The 20,967-nt window shown below is 45.7% G+C and carries 20 protein-coding genes and 1 pseudogene; 6 read left to right on the forward strand and 15 right to left on the reverse strand.

Annotated features, from left to right (window positions below; translation table 11 throughout):
- Positions 1–84: 84 nt before the first annotated feature.
- The 3 genes from A6E01_RS05535 to cls form a co-directional block, all read right to left on the reverse strand.
- The gene (locus A6E01_RS05535; protein WP_017030282.1) at positions 85–591 is read right to left on the reverse strand and encodes an RNA methyltransferase; all 507 of its coding nucleotides are present in this window, start codon (positions 589–591) and stop codon (positions 85–87) included.
- Between the two features lie 137 nt (positions 592–728).
- Entirely contained in the window at positions 729–1,952 is a 1,224-nt protein-coding gene (locus A6E01_RS05540) for a cystathionine beta-lyase (protein WP_065209757.1), read from the reverse strand.
- Between the two features lie 95 nt (positions 1,953–2,047).
- On the reverse strand, positions 2,048–3,502 hold the full coding sequence (gene cls, locus A6E01_RS05545) for a cardiolipin synthase (RefSeq protein ID WP_065209758.1): 1,455 nt from the start codon (positions 3,500–3,502) through the stop codon (positions 2,048–2,050).
- A gap of 265 nt (positions 3,503–3,767) precedes the next feature.
- On the opposite strand from cls, the gene A6E01_RS05550 reads away from it, so the two are divergent.
- Positions 3,768–4,457, forward strand: a complete 690-nt coding sequence (locus A6E01_RS05550) for a TIGR01621 family pseudouridine synthase (protein WP_017030279.1) — start codon at positions 3,768–3,770, stop codon at positions 4,455–4,457.
- Positions 4,458–4,474: 17 nt separating this feature from the next.
- On the forward strand, positions 4,475–5,404 hold the full coding sequence (locus tag A6E01_RS05555) for a class I SAM-dependent methyltransferase (RefSeq protein ID WP_017030278.1): 930 nt from the start codon (positions 4,475–4,477) through the stop codon (positions 5,402–5,404).
- A 70-nt stretch (positions 5,405–5,474) separates the two neighbouring features.
- Here A6E01_RS05555 and A6E01_RS05560 read toward each other — a convergent pair whose 3' ends face one another.
- The 4 genes from A6E01_RS05560 to A6E01_RS05575 are packed head-to-tail and all read right to left on the reverse strand — an operon-like array spanning position 5,475 to position 7,147.
- Positions 5,475–5,888 carry a GspS/AspS pilotin family protein gene (locus A6E01_RS05560; RefSeq protein ID WP_017030277.1) on the reverse strand — a complete coding sequence of 138 codons (414 nt, stop codon included), beginning with the start codon at positions 5,886–5,888 and terminating at the stop codon, positions 5,475–5,477.
- A 2-nt stretch (positions 5,889–5,890) separates the two neighbouring features.
- Positions 5,891–6,187, reverse strand: a complete 297-nt coding sequence (locus A6E01_RS05565) for a YciI family protein (protein WP_017030276.1) — start codon at positions 6,185–6,187, stop codon at positions 5,891–5,893.
- Positions 6,188–6,198: 11 nt separating this feature from the next.
- On the reverse strand, positions 6,199–6,609 hold the full coding sequence (yciA, locus tag A6E01_RS05570; protein WP_050990580.1) for an acyl-CoA thioester hydrolase YciA: 411 nt from the start codon (positions 6,607–6,609) through the stop codon (positions 6,199–6,201).
- A 4-nt stretch (positions 6,610–6,613) separates the two neighbouring features.
- Positions 6,614–7,147, reverse strand: coding sequence for a septation protein A (locus A6E01_RS05575; RefSeq protein ID WP_017030274.1), 534 nt, complete (start codon positions 7,145–7,147; stop codon positions 6,614–6,616).
- A gap of 214 nt (positions 7,148–7,361) precedes the next feature.
- Here A6E01_RS05575 and A6E01_RS05580 point away from each other — a divergent pair, with 214 nt between their 5' ends.
- The 4 genes and pseudogenes from A6E01_RS05580 (at position 7,362) to A6E01_RS05595 (ending at position 9,943) form a co-directional block, all read left to right on the forward strand.
- Entirely contained in the window at positions 7,362–7,871 is a 510-nt protein-coding gene (locus tag A6E01_RS05580; protein WP_017030273.1) for a TetR/AcrR family transcriptional regulator, read from the forward strand.
- Positions 7,868–8,907: pseudogene (locus A6E01_RS05585) on the forward strand (alcohol dehydrogenase family protein). Before A6E01_RS05580 ends, A6E01_RS05585 begins: the two are co-directional and overlap by 4 nt.
- 64 nt (positions 8,908–8,971) lie before the next feature.
- Entirely contained in the window at positions 8,972–9,598 is a 627-nt protein-coding gene (locus A6E01_RS05590; RefSeq protein ID WP_017030271.1) for a DsbA family protein, read from the forward strand.
- A 99-nt stretch (positions 9,599–9,697) separates the two neighbouring features.
- Entirely contained in the window at positions 9,698–9,943 is a 246-nt protein-coding gene (locus A6E01_RS05595; RefSeq protein ID WP_065209759.1) for a YdcH family protein, read from the forward strand.
- Positions 9,944–9,995: 52 nt separating this feature from the next.
- Here the strand turns inward: A6E01_RS05595 and A6E01_RS05600 are convergent, their stop codons facing one another.
- From A6E01_RS05600 to trpD, 8 genes are all read right to left on the reverse strand, one after another.
- The gene (locus tag A6E01_RS05600; RefSeq protein ID WP_065209760.1) at positions 9,996–10,802 is read right to left on the reverse strand and encodes an SDR family NAD(P)-dependent oxidoreductase; all 807 of its coding nucleotides are present in this window, start codon (positions 10,800–10,802) and stop codon (positions 9,996–9,998) included.
- 148 nt (positions 10,803–10,950) lie between these two features.
- Positions 10,951–11,976, reverse strand: a complete 1,026-nt coding sequence (locus tag A6E01_RS05605) for an ABC transporter substrate-binding protein (RefSeq protein WP_065209761.1) — start codon at positions 11,974–11,976, stop codon at positions 10,951–10,953.
- Positions 11,973–14,624: an MFS transporter gene (locus A6E01_RS05610; RefSeq protein WP_156744614.1), complete on the reverse strand. Its 2,652-nt coding sequence runs from the start codon at positions 14,622–14,624 to the stop codon at positions 11,973–11,975. Before A6E01_RS05610 ends, A6E01_RS05605 begins: the two co-directional genes overlap by 4 nt.
- A 253-nt stretch (positions 14,625–14,877) precedes the next feature.
- Positions 14,878–16,152, reverse strand: a complete 1,275-nt coding sequence (locus A6E01_RS05615; protein ID WP_257744183.1) for a dicarboxylate/amino acid:cation symporter — start codon at positions 16,150–16,152, stop codon at positions 14,878–14,880.
- Between the two features lie 356 nt (positions 16,153–16,508).
- Positions 16,509–17,315, reverse strand: a complete 807-nt coding sequence (gene trpA, locus A6E01_RS05620; protein ID WP_065209763.1) for a tryptophan synthase subunit alpha — start codon at positions 17,313–17,315, stop codon at positions 16,509–16,511.
- Entirely contained in the window at positions 17,315–18,505 is a 1,191-nt protein-coding gene (gene trpB, locus A6E01_RS05625; protein WP_065209764.1) for a tryptophan synthase subunit beta, read from the reverse strand. The genes trpA and trpB overlap by 1 nt, the downstream gene beginning before the upstream one ends.
- A 60-nt stretch (positions 18,506–18,565) precedes the next feature.
- Positions 18,566–19,957, reverse strand: a complete 1,392-nt coding sequence (gene trpCF, locus A6E01_RS05630) for a bifunctional indole-3-glycerol-phosphate synthase TrpC/phosphoribosylanthranilate isomerase TrpF (RefSeq protein WP_065209765.1) — start codon at positions 19,955–19,957, stop codon at positions 18,566–18,568.
- A gap of 2 nt (positions 19,958–19,959) precedes the next feature.
- Positions 19,960–20,958: an anthranilate phosphoribosyltransferase gene (gene trpD, locus A6E01_RS05635; protein WP_017030781.1), complete on the reverse strand. Its 999-nt coding sequence runs from the start codon at positions 20,956–20,958 to the stop codon at positions 19,960–19,962.
- Positions 20,959–20,967 lie beyond the last annotated feature (9 nt).

The raw sequence follows: 20,967 nt of genomic DNA on the forward strand, positions 1-20,967 counted from the left end.
TCTGGCTATGGGTATAAATTTGATGGTTTGTTTGTCTTTAGATGCCCGAAGTGTGTTATCGGGCATCTAATTCAACAAACAGACCTAAACCTTGAGACGATTATTCACATCACGACTTTGGAGAACGCGCTCAGCATGATCAATCTCTTGATTTGACTTCGCTAGACGGTCGTACAGAAGCACATTGACCGTTGCAGCCAGGTTCATACAGCCAATAGTTGGCACGTAAACAACGGCATCGGCCTTATCAACCACTTGCTGAGGGATTGAACCATCCTCTGGTCCAAATATGTATAGCGCTTTCTCAGGGTGTTGAAATTGAGGCAGTGGCGTTGCACCTTCGGCAAGCTCAACACAGACAATCTTTGTGTCTTGGTCGAGTTCATCGGTAAGGGATTCCATCTGTTTTAGGTCTATTTTCCCTGTCATATCCTTGGTGTCGGTATGGTACTTGGCCGCTTGAGCAAAGCGCGTTCCGGTAAAGCGAACCTCACTTGCTTGGTAACACCCAGCTGCGCGCATAACTGCGCCGACATTGGTTGGGCTTTTAGGGTTACATAGGCCAATCATGGAAATAGAATTTTTAGACATTGTTGCTCCGCGCTACTGAATGTTCGCCAAAAATGGCCGAACCTGCTTCTTACTGCGGGCAGTATATAGGTCTAGCGAAGAAATAGAAGAGTAAAAATAATAGACCTCCCTCGAGTGGGGAGGTCTCAGAAGAAAAATTAACTTACTGCGCTTTCTTCGGCTTGAAGAACAGCGTTATAGCGAGCAAAGCCCACCTCGAGATCTTTGATAAGATCGTCCACGTTCTCAAGACCGATATGAAGGCGGAATAGAGTGCCAGTGAAATTCGGGTTTGCTACCGTTCTTAGGCTATTGAAGCTTCTTGGCTCATTAGCAAGAATCAAACTCTCATAGCCGCCCCAAGAGTAACCCATACCAAACAGTTCCATTCCATCGAGTAGGGCGGTGGTTGCTTTGGTGTTTTGGCTCTTCATGACAAATGAGAACAAGCCATTGCCGCCGGTAAAGTCACGTTTGAAGTATTGGTGGCCAGGGCAGGTTTCAAGTTCTGGGTGGCGAACATGATCAACTTCGGGTCTAGTGGCTAACCACTTAGCGACTTTCAAGCTGTTTTGCTGGTGCTGCTTGAGGCGTACATCTAGGGTGCGAATACCACGCAGGCCGAGATACGCATCATCAGGTGACACGCATTGTCCCATCAGATAGCTATTTTCACGCAATTGATCCCAGTATTTTTCAGTCGCGATAGCCGTACCTAGCATGACATCAGAGTGTCCCACAATGTATTTTGTGGCGGCTTGAACTGAGATATCGACGCCAAATTCAAAGGGTGAAAAGTGCAGGCCTGCGGACCAAGTATTATCCAACATAACGATCATATCGTTCTGGTGTGCAATCTCTGCAAGCAGAGGGACGTTTTGCACTTCCATGGTCACTGAACCAGGAGATTCCAAGAAAAGGAGCTTAGTGTTTGGCTGGATAAGGTCTTGTATCTCTTCGCCAATGGTTGGCGTGTAGTAGGTCGTCTCAACACCAAGGCGCTTTAGCATAGTGTTGCAGAAGTCGCGTGTTGGTTCGTAACAGGTATCCACCATTAGGATGTGATCGCCTGTTTCTACAAAAGATAGGATTGCGTTTGAGATAGCCGCAGTGCCACATGGGTAAAGGGCGCAACCAAAGCCACCTTCAAGCTCAACCATAGCGTCTTGGAGTGCGAAATGAGTTTGGGTGCCGCGGCGACCATAAAATAGTGCTTTATTGGTTCTGTTGATGGCCGCTTGGTTTTTCTCAGCTACCGTATCGAACAAGATCGTCGATGCGCGCTGTACGGGTGGGTTGACCACTCCATGGGTGTATTTTTTATCTCTACCCGCACTGATAAGTTGCGTAGTTTTTGTCACTGGAGATTTGCTCTTTGCCATCTGCCTTCCCTGATGTAATTGCTATAGGGTTATTTAAACCATGAGCAGGGCAGGCAGTGCAAGAAAAATTACGTTTAATCAAGTAAATCTCATGTTTATAGAACAGGACTAAACAGATAAAAAGCGCGCTCTAGGAAGCGATGTAACATACTTCGTTCACGCCAGTGATCTTCGTCTACCGTTGTCGACTGCTGTATGTAGGTTTGCTGTAGCCAATATAGTTGCTGGGTAAACTCGGCATCATCAACCACTAATGTGACCTCTAAGTTAAGCCAAAGGCTTCTCACATCAAGATTTACCGTCCCTATTAGACAATATTGCTGGTCTATTACCACCGATTTGGTATGCAGCAATCCACCTTCAAATTCATGAATAATGACCCCAGCAGATAACAACTCTGCATAGAAGGCTTTAGATGCCCAACCGACCATAATAGAGTCATTTTTCTTTGGAATAATGAGCTCTACTTTGACACCACGTTGTGCGGTAGTGCGGAGTGTTTGCAGTAACTCTTCGCTTGGAACAAAGTAAGGTGTGGTGATGGTCACCGCTTCACTGGCACGGCTAATGGCAATAGTCAGTACTTGCTGGATAAGGTTCTCTGGCATGCCCGGGCCTGATGGAACCACCTGTATTGGGTGCAGCAGATTGTCTTGGTCGATATGGCACTCTGGCGGGGCAGGGAAGGAGCGCTCGCCTGTTTCAACCTCCCAGTCCCAGCAATGGATAGCTGAGAGAACGTTCACTGTTGGCCCTGTGATTCGCACCATCACGTCGACCCACATTCCAACCCCCGCATCTTGTTTGAAATACTCAGGATCTACAAGGTTCATTGAGCCCGTGTAGGCAACATTATCATCGATAACGATGATTTTTCTGTGCTGTCTCAAATCAAGACGACGCAGGAACATACGCCAAGGGTTTACCTGCAGAGCTTGAACCACCTCGACACCCGCATCTTGCATCATCTTGCACCAAGAAGAGGAGAAGAACTTTCGGCTACCCGCAGCATCAATAAGGATCTGGCATCGCACACCTCGCTGTGAGGCTCTGATCAAAGCCGCAGACACAGCATTAGCCAAACCACCCTCATTCCAGATGTAAAACTCCATGCGAATAATGCTTTGCGCTTGCTCAATGTCTTCGACAATCGACTTTAGAATTTTCTCTGGTGTATCTTGCAAAGATAAGGTGTTACCACAAAGGGCAGGGATGCCCATGCGCTTGGTACACAAATCATCGATATGGGTAATGTGTGTTGGCGTTTTTTCAGGAAGGTGAGCGTTACAATCAAGCAGCTTTAAGAACCAAGCTTCATAAGGGTTAAACATCGCCTGCGCGCGTTCCGCTCTTTTTTTGCCTAGGTTTAACTCTCCAAATAGGAAGTAACAGATCACCCCGATTATTGGCAGAATATAGATAATCATTAGCCAAGCTAAAGAGACGCTAACAGAACGCCTTTTGATGACTACCCGAATGGTGACACCCGCTACAATTATCCAGTACAACGCGATCCCGATAAGGGTCAGCGCATGATAAAATCCTTCCATTTCTCTCAGTTAATAATCAATCACTTATAGTTGTAGTGTATACGCAAAAAGGCACTTTGTACGTCTTTTGCGAAAGAGTGTCGTAATGGGCGTGAAATTAAGCTGAGTTATTATTGAAGAGTAATCAGATTGTGAATAAGGTGTATGAAAAACCAAGGCTTTAGTGGTATCGGAGCGGCAATAGTGACAAAGGTAGGATTCACTCAGCGCTCACTATATACTTAACCCTCAATCCCAGTGACCAATCACTCATCCAGAGCCGTTCATGTTTGACATAGTAGATAATCAACCCGATTTCGTGTTGATCAACAAGCACCCGGGCGTTAGCGTCCATAAAGATGACCAAGAAACGGCTTTACTACAAGAAGTCCAAAGCGCTATCGATAGTGGGCCACTTTACCTTATTCATAGATTGGACAAGATGACCTCTGGATTGTTACTACTGGGTAAGAATCAACAGGCAGCAAGTGAACTTTCTCAGGCGTTTGCCAAACGCGAAGTAGAGAAATTCTATCTAGCAATCTCAGATAAAAAGCCGAAGAAAAAGCAGGGACTGGTAAAGGGTGATATGGCCAAGAGCCGCCGCTCTATGTGGAAGCTTATACCAAGTAATGAAAACCCTGCCATTACCCAGTTTTTCTCCGCATCTGGCGACGGCTACCGCGTATTTATCTGTAAACCTCGTACGGGAAAGACGCACCAAATACGTGTGGCGTTAAAATCCATTGGTAGCCCTATTGTGGGTGACCCAATTTATACGCCGACTAGCCAAAGCGATAGGGGTTACCTGCATGCGTTTGCCCTTGCTTTTGAGCTTAAGGGGCAGGCCTATCGCTATCAACTTGACCCTAGCAATGACACTAGCCTTGGCGAGCTATGGCAACGAGACGCTATCAAACAACAGATTGCAAACTGGCAACAACCACAACTACTGAATTGGCCGAAAATAAAATGACTGAAATACCCCAACCAATGAACCCACAAGCGCTTCCTGTACTTTTTTCAAAATTGAAGGAAGGGTTAGCGCTTGCGCCAACTGAAGTAAGACGCTTGTTTCACGGACGAGGTCGTACCTATGAGGGGCTCGAGCAGATCACTTGTGATTGGATTGGTCAGCACCTGGTTGTACAGCTATTTAGGCCAGTGACAAACGAATTTATGGTTGAACTCACCCAAGGGTTAGAGGCATTGGCATCCGAGCCTGATCATGCTTCAATACGTTCGATCTCAATTCAACATCGTTATGAACACGGCGCGCCGACGCAGTTTCTTTTAGGAGAGCAACCAGACAAGGTTGAGGTGGTGGAGTCCGGTCTGAAATACTGGATGAATATCTCTTCCAATCAAAATTCTGGTTTGTTCTTAGATATGCGCCTAGGCCGAGATTGGGTGAGAGAAAACTCTGAGGGCAAGAACGTCCTTAACCTATTCTCTTATACCTGCGGTTTTTCGGTTGCGGCGATTGCTGGTGGAGCCAGCCAGGTGGTGAATGTGGATATGGCACGCTCATCTCTTAGCCGAGGGCGCGACAACCATCACTTGAACAAGCAAGAGGTGAGCCGAGTTAAGTTTCTTGCCCATGATATCTTTAAATCTTGGGGCAAGATCAAACGCATGGGGCCATACGATTTAATCATCTCGGATCCGCCGTCTTTCCAAAAGGGTAGCTTTGCTCTAACCAAGGATTATCAGAAGATCCTGCGACGCCTGCCGGATTTACTCACAGAGAACGGTCAAGTGATGGCTTGCGCTAATTCACCAGCGGTCACTTCTGATTTTGTCATTGACGGTATGGCGGAGCATGCCCCAACGCTCAATTACTTACAACGTTTGGACAATCCGCCAGAATTTGCCGATGTAGACCCAGAAGCCAGCTTAAAGGTACAACTGTTTAGTCGTTAACTTGACGCTGGAAACAAAAAAAGGCCAAAGTAGTTATTTCTACTTTGGCCTTTTTTATCTGTATGCTCAATTATTCAGCGGCTTTCTCTTCACTGGTAGTACAGGTCTTGGAGCTAATCATTTCTTCTACAACTAACTGACCTCGGTTATTTCGAACCTTGATGAGGTAACCGATGCCTTCTTCCATAGACGCTCTCACATCTTCAGAGCTGCAGTAATAGTTTTTCGCACTCGCAACCAACTGATCGGCAGACTTACTGCCCGATTGGTTGTACAGCATTTCAATGATGACAATACTTCCCTTTGCTGACGCTCTAGTGATGGTCAAAGGGCCATATTCAATTGGCAGGCTTGAAGCCAAGATCCCAGCTCGGCGATCCGCCTTGAGTTCTAGCTCTCTCTGCTTATCACCGTTTGATGAACAGCCTGCAAGAATAAGAGTGGCCAGTGCCGCGATAAACAGAGTTTTAAGTGATGAATGCATAATTAGAATACTTTTTTAAAGGGTTTGACGATAACGTTCTGATAAACGCCAGCTTCGATGTAGGGATCAGCATCAGCCCATTCCTTGGCATCTTGCAAGGATTCAAATTGTGCGATGACGGTAGAGCCAGTAAATCCTGCTTCACCTGGATTATCGCTGTCGATTGCTGGCATTGGACCTGCGGTAAGCAAACGTCCTTGATCTTGTAGACTCTGCAAACGCTCTAGGTGCTGCTCTCGCACGCTAAGACGTTTTTGCAATGAATCTTCGACATCTTGAGAAAAAATAACATACCACATAGTCAGTCCTTTTACTTTTCAATTGCGCGAGGGCGCCCATTTTCATCGATTGCAACATAATGGAAGGTAGCTTCGCAAACAAGATCGCGCTCACCTGTGCGCTCGCCCATAACTTTTTTGTTCCATACCTGTAATTCGATAGACATGGATGAGTTACCAATGCGGCTGCACTCTCCATGACAGCATACTATGTCTCCCACAGAAACGGGGCGTTTAAAGGTAATACTTGATACAGAGACTGTAGCAATACGTCCTTTTGAGATCTCTTTGGCAAGAATACCACCCGCCAAATCGAGTTGAGACATAATCCAACCACCAAAGATATCACCATTCGCATTGGTATCCGCTGGCATAGCGAGGGTTCTAAGTAGCATCTCGCCTCTAGGGAGGATTTTTTCGGATTGAGATGATGGGGAAGTCATTGCGTTATTCACTCTCTTTTTGCATATGTTTGTAAATATAAATACCGGTGAGCAAGGTGAAGATCAGCGTCGCGGCGAGCAAGCCAAAGACCTTGAAGTTAACCCAAGTATCAAGCGGCAGATTGAAAGCGATGTAGACATTCAGGACGGCGCAACCTGTAAAAAACAGCGTCCAAGCCCAATTAATCTTATTCCATACACTGTCAGGCAAAGTGATCTCTTTGCCAAGCATTCCCTTGATAACCGGCTTTCCGATTAATTGAGTGACGATAAGCCCTATTGCAAATACAGCATAAACTAGGGTTACCTTCCACTTTATGAAGTTGTCATCATGCAGAAATAGGGTCATGCCACCTAAAATGGTGACCATAATAAAAGTGATGAGCTGCATCTTTTCAACTTTTTTGTACATTACGTACGTCACAATGAGTTGAAGGGCAGTGGCAACGATTAATGCCCCTGTAGCGGTATAGATGTCGTACATCTTGTACAACACAAAAAATATTATCAGGGGAATAAAATCGAGTAACTGCTTCATTGTTCTTATTGAAATTAGCGTTTGAATCAGTCTACCTAATTGAACACATGAAATATAGCGTTGACCGGCCTTACACACCCATTAACTCTCATTAAATACTTTGCGTCATGACAGTTTTATTTCAGACGACGCTTAATTAATCGAAAATAATTGACCTAGGTAGAGTAAACATTCTACCATGTGGGTAGAGTAAACATTCTACCTAGAGGGGATTATGGTAAAAGATGAAATTGCAGGTCGTTTAGAGATCGCGTTCAGTCAGCACGGCTTTGCACAAATGAGCGTCGCTGAACTTAAAGTCGCCTCTGGTGTGAGTTTAAGAACTCTATATCGCTATTATCCATCGAAAGAGTCAATGGTGATTGGTGCGCTCGAGCATCGCCATCGGCGATATCTTGCCTTTTTAGATAATGAGTCATTTGAAAATGGAACAGAGTCGGTCATTGCACTATTCGACGCTTTAGCCCATTGGATGAGCGAAGATGCGCCAAATGGTTGCTTGTCAATGAACGCATTTTCGGCATTTCCAAATAATGACGAGGTGAACGCCGCGGTACAACAGCATAAAGAACAACTGGTTCAACTTTTAGCCCAAAGAAGCACAAGACCTGACTTGGCAATGGCGTTGTTTTTACTACATGAAGGCGTATCTCTAGCATGGCCAACTATGGGCGACCAAGCCATAGTGGCAGCGAAGGATATGGTTAGGAAACTTTTAAAATGAATACACAAACTATGTATGGCGTCCAAATGATCGGTCACGGAGATTTCGATCAGCTGCAGTATAGAACGGATATTGAAGTGCCCACTCCTACCAAGGGAGAGGTGTTAATCAAAGTGTCTGCGGCAGGGGTGAATAACACTGACATCAACACCAGAATTGGTTGGTACTCAAAGAATGACGCCGACGGTGATGATACCTCGTGGTCAGGTGATGCTTTTCGCTTTCCAAGAATTCAAGGCGCGGACGTTTGTGGCGTCATCGTTGCCGTGGGCGATGGTGTCGAGACGACGAGAATTGGCGAGCGAGTGATCGTTGAACCTTGCCTTAATGAAGCCAATGGTGAAGCCTTGCCAAGCCCTTGGTATTTTGGCTCAGAATGTGACGGTGGATTTGCCGAGTTTACTAAGGTGGCATCGCGTTATGCCCATCATGTAAACACCCAACTCTCTGACGTAGAGCTTGCCTCATTTCCTTGCTCTTATTCAACGGCAGAGAACATGCTCACTCGCGCCAATGTAGATGCATCTGACACGGTTTTGGTGACAGGGGCTACAGGTGGTGTAGGGTCGGCGGCTATTCAGTTGGCAAAGGCGCGTGGTGCTACGGTCATTGGCGTAACCAGCCGTTCCAAAGAAGCGCTTTTGAAGGGCATCGGCACTGATGAAGTGGTTTTTAGAGACCAAGATCTAGTATCAATCCTAGGGGTCAACAGCGTTGATGTGGTGATTGATCTTGTTGGTGAAGCTGGCCGACATTGCTTGATGTAATGAAGCCCAAGGGGCGCTACGCTGTTTCAGGCGCTATTGCCGGCGCTGATGTGACATTGGATCTTCGCACCTTGTATCTAAAGGACCTAAGCTTCTTTGGTTGTACAGTTATCGAGCCAGAAGTCTTTCCAAACTTAGTGAAACGCATAGAGAGTGGCCAGATCAAACCTCTAGTGGCTATGACCTTTCCTTTGCAACAAATTGAGCAAGCACAGCTAGCATTTATGGAGAAAAAGCACTTAGGGAAGATAGTACTAACTCTAGATTAGCCCCTTGCGCTAATCGTGTCATGATGATTAACTGGCTAAATAAATCAGTGTGTTAGGAGTGACAATGAGTAAGGAAACTGCGCGTCTTTATCACGTTTATGATCCCATGTGCGCATGGTGCTGGGGTTATAAACCAACGTGGCTACAACTAGAGTCAGCACTAAAAGACAAACTAGAGATAGTGTATCTGGTCGGTGGGCTAGCCTCTGACTCAGATATCCCTATGCCAATGGAGATGCGTATCCAGATTGCCTCATACTGGAATAAAATTGAGTCCTTACTTGGGACTCAATTTAACCACGACTTTTGGACATCGAACACGCCGCGTCGTTCTACGTATCCCGCCTGTAGAGCCATGCTTTCGGCAAGATTGCAAGGTGCTGAGAAGCAGATGTTAACTGCCATTCAACACGCCTATTATCTTCAAGCTAGAAATCCAAGTGACGTATCAACATTAATCGAGCTCGCCCGTGAAATTGGACTCAATGTCGAGCAGTTTGAAAGGGATTTAGGTTCAGCCGAGATAGAGCAAGCACTGATGCAGGAACTTAGGTTTGCCCGCTCAATAGGTGGCAATAGCTTTCCTTCGCTGTTTGTTGTCAAAGGGGAGTCTGTTACTGAGCTACCGATAAACTACCAAGATGCCGCAGTCACGCTTAATCAGATAGATCATGTTTTAGCGAAAATTTAGAGTAATTTTTTGGGAAACAGCGAGTACCTTAAAATAGCATGCTACATTTATTGTGAATCCAACTGCAATTTTACTCTATACCTTACTAAAGGGGTGATTATGTTAGGTGAGAAACACTCTCTCGAGAATGACTTTCCAGAACTACAAGACGTTATCAAGCAACTGGTTGAAACCAATGAAGCCTTTGCCCAAGACAACAAGACCTATACTGCATTAGATAAAGAAATTCGTGTACTAGAGCTAAACGGTGATCCTATTACCGACGAAGAAATGCATAAGATGAAACACGACAGAGCAGTGTTGAAAGACTCCCTATATCAGCGTCTAGTCGCCGCTAAAGGCTAGTTTAAAATGTTATAGATAAGGCCACTATTGCAGTGGCCTTTGTTGTTTTTGACTACTTAAATCTTGCCAACATCTCATCTAACGTTGACACAACACTATTACATTTAGCTGCGTTCATAGCATCCGCATGGGGGTTGCTAAAACGGCCAATATCATTATCAAAATACTGTCCTGATGCATCGGCAAATTCTTCTGATAGCGCAGCACGAACTAGGATGCTCGCACCAATAGAAAGATCGCCTCCGGCAACGCCATACGCTTCCTTCACCATTTTACTACCCAGAAATGAAGCTGGGTTTACCGCTATGATTGCAGGGCCGTCCGCGCCTAGGGATTGAGCCAGGGTTCTTGTCCACATGGTAATCGCCAGCTTACTTTGCGCGTAGGCCTCGCCTTCTGAAAGCGATTTTCCACCCAATAGAGCGTCGATATCAACCGTAGATTGCGCTGCTGAAGATAGGTTCACCACGCGACTCTCACCATTCATTAGAGGGAGTAACTGTTGCGTGAGCAAGTAAGGTGCAAGTGTATTGACTGCAAAGCGTACATCTAAGTTATCAGCAGTTACTGCATTCGGAACGCTGTAAACACCGGCATTGTTAATCAATGCATCAAGGTGCGAATGATCGTGAGTTATTTTATCAGCCAGCGTTTTAACATCAGCTAAACGAGAAAGATCGGACTCGTAGGTCTCTATTTTGCTAGCACCTGGAAGACTAGAAAGTTCATCTTGTACTTTTTTAAGCTTCTGAGGATTACGACCATGTATCAATAGATGATGGCCTTGCTCGGCGAGTGTTTTGGCAGTCTCAAGGCCAATACCGTCGGTAGCGCCAGTGATTAGTATGATTTTCTGCATGGTGACTATCCTCAAATTAAGCTCAAAAGGTCAACAGACCCTAGTTATGAATCAGTTAGATATTAGTTGCTAGATCAATAAGATAACACCTTGATTGACAGATTTAATTAGCTGGATCCGCGAAACAGTTTAAAGAATTCGTTAATAATCAATCTACATCTCCGAGGGAAAGGTTTTCTTCAATCGGCGGAGTAATCTCAATGATCTTCAAAAGAGACATTGGTGGGTAAAGGTTGAGCACTTTAGCAATGTTAATATTGACGGTGTAGGCAAAATCTTCCACACGCAATACCGGCAGTTCTCCTGCCGTTGTATCTGTTGAGAATAGCGTGTCTATTTGCAGTGCGGCTACTTTACCCACTTCATAATCGTTGGCCGCAATAGACATGAGCGCATGGGAGTCATGAACCATGTTCTCATAAGGCGTGATTATCGGCAGAGAGGCTTTTAGGGCGCAGTCGATCAAGATTGCTCCGTGCTTCTCTAAATAAGTGCTAGAACCAAGATAGATAAAATCGACATCTTGCTGCTTGAGCGTTTGAATACCTTGTTCAATGGCCTGCATGGGCTCAGCATTAGAATTTAATGGAACTGAAACGAGCTTAAAACCATGCTGTTCACTTAGGGCTTTGAGTTCTTTTACTTTATTGAGCGAATTCTCCGCACTGGGCTCAAACAAAACCCCCAACACTTTAAAGTTTGGCATGTATTGCTTGATGGCATTGATGTTGACGGCTTCAGGTACTCGGCTGTACACACCAGTAATATTGCGTCGACCAGTATGTGAGAAATCATCGATAATATCAGAGGCGATAGGGTCAGATACTTGGGTGAAAATCACAGGAATCGAACTGTCTATGCCTTTGGTGTCATGCTTCTTGCCTGCGATTTCGATGGTCGTTTTTGTTCCCCATGTTACTACGGCATCCGGTCTTTCTTTATTGATTTGCGCTCTGATGGACGCCAGATTATTGGGGTCACCGTGGGCATTTAAAAGCTGTAACTGGATATCGTGGGGAGAGTTGTTGAGAGCATCATTTAGCCCCTTACAAACGGCTTCACAACCGTCCCATAGCACCATAGTCACGGTATATTGGCTAGAAGCACTCACTCTTATGCAGCTAGCACAAACGAGTAGGACAAAGGTCATGAATTGAATGACGGCTTTGCTCATGATGAAGACTCCAGCTTGCGTTGAGGTATTTGCAGTAGAAGACTGAGCAATACTCCACCTATGAAGAACCACGCAAGAAAGTGTAAAGTCGCGGCATAGGAGTAGTAACCGCTGAGCACCCCCGCAATCAGCAGTCCAAAGATTGCCCCGCCTCGTTCAATTACGCGCATTAACCCAAGCACATTTGAAGCTCCTAGATGGGCAAGGGGACCTTCAGCGAGTCGCATGACCCTATCAGTGAGAGGTCCCATGCATAGACCCATACACAAACCACAAAGCATACACACCCATACCATGCCGACAAAGCTAGGACTCATCGACACCAACAGTAGGGCGATAGAGGTGATCAGTAGTGATAGGGGAAGTAGACCTGGGGCAACCTGCAACCTTTGCGGGAGCTTGCCTAACAAAGAGCCACCTAATATATAGAACAGAAAGTACAGTAACATAGCCCTAGATATGTCGACGATTGACACGTGAATTTCATTTAACTGCATTGCTAAAAGGTAGGTAATGAAGACGTGGTCAATCAGGGCTAGAGGTAACATGTAGCCAATAATGAGGGCAAGATATTGACGATGAGTGAAACACTCTAGCATCTTAATGGATAGCCCTTGAGAGCTTGAGCGAGTTACCTTTGGCTTTCCTTTGCATACAAACTGCGCAATAAGCACTATAGCGACTGCGGCAAATAGGGCACAGATTATAAACGCGACTCGTGCTCCCACATACTCAGCCAGTACACCCCCTAAAGCTGTACCCGCAAATACACCAGCCGTTGCGGTTGCCCGCAATTGGCTATTGGCTATCGCTCGGGATTGTTTAGGTAACTGATCTAATGCGTAGTCTTGGCAAGCCAGTAAGGCTAGAACGAACCCAATTCCGTTGATGGCATTGGCAAAAATCAGCTGCGGAATATTGGTGGAATAGAAGAAGGCGATTTTCGCCAGTATGGTCAGTGACGCAGAAGCGAGAAAGAGGTGTCTGTATCCTAGTTTGATGCTGAGCGGTCTTGCAAAAGGTGCGACAACAAGGCCGGCTATCATGTAGCTGACTAGAGGCAGTGTCAGCAACAAGTTGGCGTTGACGGCTCCGACTTGAGGTAAAAGTTCTTTACTGAAAATAAGAAAAAAAGACAGGGGTAATTCATCAGCCAGCGAGATAAGAAATAGGGCGAAGCGTACATCCGATAGGTGAGCAAGGCGAAGTACCTTTGGTCTAGGAAAGGAAAACTGCAGTCGTGGGCTTGCGGTAATGCTAATCTTTATTATTCGTTGAGGAACAGAAATGATGCTCCTAACTAAGCGTCGACCGAGATCAAGGGCATGCTGGTTCAGCTGATCCAATTGCTTAGTTTGCTGATGATCAGAGGTCCCCTTATAGACTAAAGAAAAATCAAACTGAGCTTGTTTACGAGCAATGATGGCCAAGGCATTAAGAGGCTTGGTAATTGAAACGGTAAGCATTAAAGCCACTAGTTCGAACCCCAATAGCAACACCACCATCAACAGCGTTAAGAAATCCAGTGAATGAGATAAAAGCTGTTTATCTATCTGAGCGCTATTGGTTTGAAAAATTAATTTGGCTTGATCTTGATGATTAAGCTGTAGGGTCTTCTCAATGCTGTTGGCAAAGCCCGTTGACACTTGCCCTACGGTTGTAGACCAATGTTGCGTTTGGATTGTTAATCCTTCAATTTCATCAAATAGATCAACAAGGTGTGTAAAGTAATCTCTGTCTTGCGCGAGGGTTACAAGGGGAATATTGAGATACATAGCATGCTCAATTTCCTTGGCAACTTCGTTGGTGATCAGTTGGGTTCGCAGGTTTATTTCTGGGGATATGGAGCGTTGAATTTCATTATGTCCATAGGCGGAAAGAACAAGCGCTCCAATCAGTACCAGAGAAAAAACCACTAAGCCCATTTTCTTTAGAATTGTCCTAGTAAAGCCTGTTTCATCTATTCCGAGTATTTTTGTGTCTGTGAGGTCTTTAATGGAATAAGGGGCCGGACCATTACAAGGCGGTATAGTAAATGAGTGCACAAGAAGAGTGTAGTTGCCCAATGCTGTTTTATAGTGGTTGGCAACTTCTTCATTGACACCGTTTCTACTGTGTAACTGTTCGACAATTCGCTTACTGATTCCACCAAGTACAACGATACCGATCAGCGAACCAGTGAGCCAGATCATGCTTGTCCAAGCGAGGGTGGTTTCTTTAAACATCTGTTGGCGCAGCGCCATATCTTTAGTGTCGTATTGAATTAACAGTATTGCTATTTCATGCTTGTGACTGTTTAGTATCACCCGTCCAACAAGGCCTTGCTCTTCTGTAGTGAGAACTGGCCAACTGTCGTCGGAAGCCCTTATCCACTGGTGAACCGTTCTTTGCGAAACAGAAATTTTTCCGCCCGTTGCACTAGCGACCATAATGCCTGTTGGATTGATGAGATACAGGTTTTGAATGTTTGGGTCGCTAGATTGTGCCCGCTGTAAGAGGTGTTCTTTGTTGCGGACCGATGATACCGGCAGCCCCATTTCTGCAAATGACTCAATAGGCTGGGCCGCAATACTTAGCGTGGTTATTATGCGTTTCTGGGTTAGATCATTTAAGAGAGAAGCGTGCTGTAAAATAAACAAGCCTGCCAAAGAAAAGAGAATAACTCCTAGAATTAGGGTAAAAGACACCACTATTTTGCGTTGAAAACTCACCACAAATCACCGAAGTTTGATGGAGCGAGCGATACTTTTTACGACGAGTACGCGAGAGAAATGCGCTGGTTATTTTTTGAGCGATAGAGAAGGGTAGTTCGCAATGAGAATAGAAACAAGTCTAGGAAATATTTGAAATAAAAAAGCTGGGCGTTATAGCCCAGCTTGATATTGAGTGTTGTCGTATCAGTTACGCTTGTTGCTTCTGAAGCTCAACTTGTGCTTCTTCTTCAATTAGAGCATCAACGATAACAGCACATGCCGCATCACCAGTGATGTTTAGCGCTGTACGAATCATGTCAAAGATACGGTCTAGAGCGAACAGTAGTGGTAGGCCTTCAATTGGAATACCTGCTGCTAGCAATACTGCAACGACAAGGAACGATGGCCCTGGTACACCTGCTTGACCAACTGCACCCAATGTAGATGTGGCGATGATAGCGATGTATGCACCTAGGCTTAGATCGATGCCGAACATTTGCGCGAAGAAGATAGCCACCAAGCCGTAGTAGATTGCGTTACCAGACATGTTGATGGTTGCGCCAAGAGGCAATACGAAAGAAGCCGTAGAGTTCTTAACACCTAGTTCATTCTCAACCGTGTTCATGGTTACAGGAAGTGTTGCCATAGAAGAGGCTGTTGAAAGAGCAACCGCTTGTGGTTTCTTCATAGCGACTAGGAACTTCTTAGCAGAAGTCTTAGTGAATACGTGAACCAAAATAGGGTAGACAACGAAACCAAAGATTAAGATAGCGGCAACGTAAACCAAGAATAGCTTGAACACTACCATCAGTGCGCCAAAACCGAACGAACCAACCGCATCAGCCATTAGACCGAATACGCCTAAAGGAGCGATCAGCATAACCTTGTTGATCATCCAAACCATTGCATCAACAATAGCATTTACGCCATTGATAAGAGGGTCGCGACGCTCTTTTTCTAGGCTAGAAACAGCAATACCAAAGAAAAGACAGAAAACTAGAATTTGCAGTATGTTTGCTTCATTCAAAGACTGGAAGAAGTTGGTTGGGATCATGCCAGTAACTGTGTCCCAGAAGCCTGGAAGAGCGCCTTGGGCTGCGTATTCTGCAGAGAACATGCTTTCTACAGAAGCAACATCGATACCGGTACCTGGTTGGAATAGGTTACCCATGACCAAAGCAAGTGCTACCGCTAGTGCAGACGTTAAACCGAAGAAGCCAAGCGTTGTTAGGCCAACTTTCCCAGCATTAGAGCTGTTACCTAGACCCGCAGCACCAGAGATCAGTGCAACAGCAACTAGAGGAATAACCAACATCTTGATCAGATTGATGAAGATAGTACCTAGGGGAGCAAATACAGTTGCGCTCTCACCCATCATTGCACCTACTAGGGTGCCGACAATCATCGCAATAACAACTTGCACACCAATATTGCCGAGTAAACTTTTATCTTTTAACACTTCCTTTACCTTTTGTGCTAACAATTCGAGGTATTGCCGAATATAAGAACTTATATATGGCCCTATGCCCTATATTTAGGGGTGCTTCTTTGTACTTTTATTCGAGGTTACGTGCAGAGGAAGTGGGAATAAATGTGATCCTGATCACTATATTTTTAGGGGCATTGATAAACTCAGGCGACTGAATGAGTAATTTATTATGTTTTTGTGTGATAAATGGACAAGGCAATCGTTTGCGTCGTGCAAGATCTATACATACATTAAACTTGGTTATGAGTGCAGTTGTAATGAGTATGTTGCATATACTGGGATGGGGTAATGACAAAAAAGCCACATTCCGCTTTCGCAAAATGTGGCTCTAGATACTCAGTAAAACAGAGTTACTTTTGAGTCGCTGCCTTCATATTGGTGACGAAAGTCGCTAATTCGCCAAGCATCTTCTCAGCATTCTCAACATTGTCCTCAATGATTTTCACTACAGCGGATCCAGAGATCGCGCCAGCAGCGCCTGCTTCAATGGCTGTTTTCACTTGCTCAGGTTGAGAGATACCAAAGCCTAGTAGTGCTGGTGGAGCATCAAACTTAGCTAAGCGCTCAAGCATGTGATCAACGGGCATATTTGCTTTCGTTTCTGCGCCAGTAACACCTGCGCGAGAAAGCAGATAAGTGTAACCACCACCCAGCTCTGATACTTGCTTTAGTGTCTCATCCGTTGCGGTTGGAGGCGCGATGAAGATGGCATGTACGCCCGCTTTCTTAGCCGCAATATTGAACTCCTCACTTTCACCGGTTGGTACATCGGCAATCAGCACAGAATCAACGCCCGCTTTCGCACAGGCTTGATAGAAGGAGTCGATACCGTTTGCAAACACTAGGTTTGCGTACACCAGCAGACCGATAGGAAGATCTGGATGTTGCTCTCGGATTTGAGCGATTAACTCGAAGCAAATAGTCGGCGTCGTCTTTGAATCTAAAGCACGAATATTAGCGCCTTGAATTGTCGGGCCATCGGCTAATGGATCTGAGAATGGAATGCCTAATTCAAGCGCGTCAGCACCAGCATTGGCCAGCGTCTGCATGATTTGCAAAGACAATTCAGGATTAGGATCGCCAATGGTAACGAAAGGAACAAATGCACCTTGTTTTTTTGCATCTAAACGCTCAAATAGCGCAGCGTAACGGTCCATTACATCTCTCCCTTTTCTTTCAAAATATCATGTACTGTAAAGATATCTTTATCACCACGACCTGATAGGTTAACCACTAACAGTTGTTCTTTTTCTGGCTCATCAAATGCCAGTTTTAATGCGTAAGCAAGTGCATGTGCTGACTCAAGAGCAGGGATGATGCCCTCTTTACGCGCCAAGATTTGGAATGCATCTAGTGCTTCGTCATCGGTAACTGCGCCGTATTCTGCGCGACCTGTCGCATTAAGGTGTGCGTGCTGTGGGCCCACAGATGGGAAATCTAGGCCTGCAGATACTGAGTAAGATTCTTCAATCTGACCGTGAGTATCTTGCATCAATGGTGCTTTCATACCAAAGAAGATGCCTAGCTTGCCGTGCTTAAGAGGCGCGCCGTGCATGTCTGTATCCAGACCTTTACCTGCAGGCTCTACACCAATAAGACGAACATCAGACTCTTCGATGAAATCAGAGAACATACCAATCGCATTTGAACCACCGCCAACACAGGCAATCACTGCGTCAGGTAGACGGCCTTCGCGAGCCATGATCTGATGCTTAGTTTCTTCACCAATCATGTGCTGGAATTCACGCACGATTGTTGGGAATGGGTGAGGACCTGCTGCAGTACCGAGTAGGTAGTGCGCGTCTTCGTAGCTTGCAGACCAGTCACGTAGTGCTTCGTTACAGGCATCTTTCAATGTTGCTGAGCCAGAGTGTACAGGGATAACTTCTGCACCCATTAGACGCATGCGGAAAACGTTAGGGCTTTGACGTTCTACGTCTTTAGCACCCATGTAAACGCGACATTTAAGACCAAGCAGTGCACAAGCCAGTGCTGATGCAACGCCGTGTTGACCCGCGCCAGTTTCAGCGATGATTTCAGTCTTACCCATACGCTTAGCAAGAAGCGCTTGGCCAAGTACTTGGTTAGTTTTATGAGCGCCGCCGTGAAGCAAATCTTCACGCTTTAGGTATAGCTTGGTTTTCGTGCCTGTTGTCAGGTTACGAGTCAGCGTTAGCGCAGTTGGGCGACCTGCATATTCTTGCAGTAGCTGCATGAATTCTGCGTGAAACTCAGGGTCTTCTTGTGCATCAATGAAAGCTTGCTCAAGTTGGTCAAGCGCCGGCACGAGGATCTGTGGAACGTATTGTCCACCGAACTCTCCAAAGTAGGCATCTAGTTTTGCCATCGTAATTTCCTTAAATTCGGTATCGCTATCTCAGCAAATGCTCAGAGATAGATGTTGTAATCAATAATTTCTGATCGCGGCAAAAGCTTGTTCTAGCTTTTCACGAGATTTCTTACCTGGTTCAACTTCTACGCCGGAGTTTAGATCAAGACCCAAACAGCCAAGCTGTGATGCCTGTGCAATGTTGTCTGCATTTAAGCCGCCCGCTAGCATCACATTAGGATTGTCTATTTTCGACCAATCAAATGCCTTACCCGTACCGCCGCTTTGAGTGCCTACTTTTGAGTCGAGAAGGTGGCGATCAACGTTCCCTACAAAAGAGGGCACTTCGTCCATTACGCCATAGGCTTTCCAGATCTCTGTGCTGTCATCGAGTTGCTCACGCAAGTCAGCGACAAAGGCTTCATCTTCATCACCGTGCAATTGGATAGCATTTAATTCTAAGGATTTTGCCATCTCGCAGATGTAATCAGCGCTTTGGTTTTGGAAAACACCCACATAGCGAAGAGGGGCGCCGCTCATCGTAAGGCGAGCACTTTCTTTATCTACCTTGCGCTTTGACTTGTCAGCAAAGATAAGTCCGCCATAGACAGCACCTGCATTATAAGCCTTTGCAGCGTCATCAGCGTGAGTCAAACCGCAAACCTTGTTTTCACCCAGCAGTACTTTACGCACCGCCAGTTCAATGTTGTCTTCTGACATCAGGGAACTACCAATTAAGAAGCCATTGGCAAACTTAGCGAGGTCGCGGACTTGCTGATGGTTGTAGATACCAGACTCAGAAATTACAGTGGTGCCTTGTGGTAATTTCGGCGCTAATTCTTTGGTGCGATTTAAATCGATAGTTAGGTCGCGTAGATTACGGTTGTTGATGCCAACCACTTTTGCTTTCAATTCGATAGCACGTTGCAACTCTTCTTCATTACTTACTTCAGTAAGAATGCCCATACCTAAAGAGTGGGCAATTTGTGCCAGCTCGCGATATTCATCGTCGTTAAGTACAGATAACATCAACAAGATTGCATCCGCTTGATAATGACGAGCCAGATAAACCTGATACGGCGCTATCATGAAGTCTTTACATAGAATTGGCTGCTTGGTTTGCTTCTTTACCTGAGGTAAGAAATTAAAGTTGCCTTGAAAGTACTTCTCATCAGTGAGCACTGAGATAGCACTCGCATGATTGTTGTAGACCGAGGCGATGTAATCCAGATCGAAGTCATCACGAATCAAGCCTTTCGATGGAGAGGCTTTCTTACACTCAAGGATAAACGCAGTGTTATCGCCAGAAAGCGCATCGTAAAAGCTGCGATCTGATTGAGTCAGCGATGCCTGAAAGGTGTCTAGTGGTTGCGCTTTCTCGCGCTCTTCAACCCAAATCGCCTTGTCAGTAACGATCTTAGCCAGCACTTGTGCCATGTCTTTGTTTTGTTGAGAGATATGCTCTGACATGATTAACCTCTAGCTGCCAGTTGTTCTACAAGTTGGTATGCCTTGCCGCTACGCATTGCGGCAATTGCCTGCTGTGCATTGGCTTTAAGGTCTTCGTGACCAAACAGTTTCATTAGCAGGGCAACGTTTGCTGCTACCGCTGATTCTTGCGCTTCAGTGCCTTTGCCTGAGAGAAGGTCAGTCACAATAGTGCGGTTCTCTTCAGGTGTGCCACCTTTTAGCGCTTCTAACGGATGTGAGTTTAGACCAAAGTCTTCTGCCGTTAGCGTGTAATGCTCTATCTTACCGTCTTTGATTTCCGCAACCGTCGTAGTGCCGTGAATGGCGACTTCATCAAGACCGCTACCGTGAACAACCGCTGCGCGCTTCATGTCCATTTGCTGCATAGTTTCAGCAATAGGGGCCACTAAGCTTTCATCGTAAACGCCCATCAGTTCGATGTTGGGACGAGCAGGGTTAATCAGTGGACCAAGAATATTGAAGATAGTGCGTGTTTTTAGTGCCTGACGTACTGGCATCGCATGACGCACACCTTGGTGATACTGAGGTGCAAACAAAAAGGCAACACCAATATCGTCGACAGCTTTACGAGTGTCTTCTGCGCTCATGGCTAGGTTGATACCAAAAGAGTCCAACAAATCAGAAGAACCAGACTTGCTCGATACACCGCGGTTGCCGTGTTTTGCTACTTTAAGACCAACGGCTGCGGCAACAAAAGCTGCAGTGGTGGAGATGTTGAAGGTATTAGAACCGTCACCACCTGTGCCTACGATGTCGGCAAAGTCGTAATCTGGACGCGGGAAAGGCTGTGCATTCGCCAGCAGTGCTTTAGCGGCGCCAGCAATTTCTTCTGGTGTCTCGCCTTTAATTTTCAGAGCGGTAAGGACTGAACTCAGTACAATCGGCTCTACTTCGCCTTTAATAATTTGGTCAAACAGTGTTTGACTCTGCTCTTGGCTTAAGGCTTCTTGGCGATAAAGTTGTTCAAGAATTTGTTGCATCGTTCTTCC

Origin of the sequence: Vibrio breoganii (assembly GCF_001677275.1) — a bacterium.
GTDB classification, from domain to species: Bacteria; Pseudomonadota; Gammaproteobacteria; order Enterobacterales; family Vibrionaceae; genus Vibrio; species Vibrio breoganii.